We start from the raw sequence: 1,159 nt of genomic DNA on the forward strand, positions 1-1,159 counted from the left end.
TGTCCGCGAGGAAGCCCGACATCCTCCGGCTGCAACACCTCACGACGCGCGCGAAGAAAATCCGCCAGCAACACCCGGTCCATCGTCCGACCTCCCCTGTTCGACACACCCATCCTGGCGCGAACCGAAAATTAGATGAAGGCCGACTTTAACCGCGGACAAGTTGTCCCTGGCTGGGCTTCAGTCGGCTCGCCCGGGCCTGCGCATCTGCCTGTCGGACGGGTACCGTCCCCAACACCCGGACCACTGGCTCGAGACCTACCGGAGCGGCAGGGTGAGCTGCCCCGAGTTTCGTAGAGTCAGGTGAGGCTCGAGGCGCTGGCCGGTGACGACGAGCCCAAGCTCGTCGAGGCGGCAGAAGGCTGTCAGATCGGGGTGGGCGAACGCATCTATGCGCTCACCGACGGTGGCGTCGGGCACGTGGCGGTTCTTTCAGGATGAGCGTGTAGGAGCCTTTCCCTCTGGAAACCTCGTCATCCATCTGGGACCGCCGCGCCAGCTACATCCTCATCTGGCGAAGAGCCGCTCTAGCCGTGCTCTAGCCGCGACTGCACCCCAGTCCCTGGGAGTAGGTCGTCTGTCGAGGGATCCGCGATCACGGCCGATGGCGGAAGCTGATGCGCATCAGCCGACTGTCGGCCCAGTCTTCGAGCCGAGTCGGCCGGATGGTGCCGGGGTCGTGGGGCTGATTGAGATCCGCCACGATCTCCGCCAGCACGGCCTGGCGTTCACGTGGGTCGGTGACAGGCGTGGCCCGTGCGGGCAGATCTGCATGGATCCCGTTCTTGAGGTGGAAGGTGAAGTTGGGATTGGCGAGAAGGTTCGCATGCCAGTCGGTCGCGGCAGCGCCGGCGCCGCTGCACAGGTAAGTGGTGCCCGCAGCTCGGTAGAAGAAGATCTCGATGCGGCGTGCTCGGCCGGTGCGGCGCCCCAGCGTCGTGATGTCGATGATCCGTTCTCTGGTGCCCGCGGCGGGGGTGATCTCGATGGCTCGTCGGATGTGGTTGGGCAGGTGGGACAAAGACGTGTCCCGTGCGGAGTCGTTCGACCCGGTCGTGTCCGGAGTGCTCATTAGAGGACCATCCTTTCTGCAGCCCTCACGAGTAGGGTTGTGACCTCTCGGTCCCGGTGGGTGCATGGCCAGTAGTGCGAGCCGTTC

2 protein-coding genes are annotated in these 1,159 nt (G+C 65.0%); one reads left to right on the top strand and one right to left on the bottom strand.

The window, feature by feature from the left end:
- Positions 1-303: 303 nt before the first annotated feature.
- Complete coding sequence (locus tag M2283_RS51565) at positions 304-441, top strand: hypothetical protein (protein ID WP_280883576.1); 138 nt, start codon at positions 304-306, stop codon at positions 439-441.
- Between the two features lie 154 nt (positions 442-595).
- On the opposite strand, the gene M2283_RS51570 is transcribed toward M2283_RS51565, so the two are convergent.
- Positions 596-1,021, bottom strand: a complete 426-nt coding sequence (locus M2283_RS51570) for a nitroreductase/quinone reductase family protein (RefSeq protein WP_280883575.1) — start codon at positions 1,019-1,021, stop codon at positions 596-598.
- Positions 1,022-1,159: the final 138 nt, after the last annotated feature.

Source organism: Streptomyces pseudovenezuelae (assembly GCF_029892565.1).
Taxonomy (GTDB): Bacteria; Actinomycetota; Actinomycetes; order Streptomycetales; family Streptomycetaceae; genus Streptomyces; species Streptomyces pseudovenezuelae_A.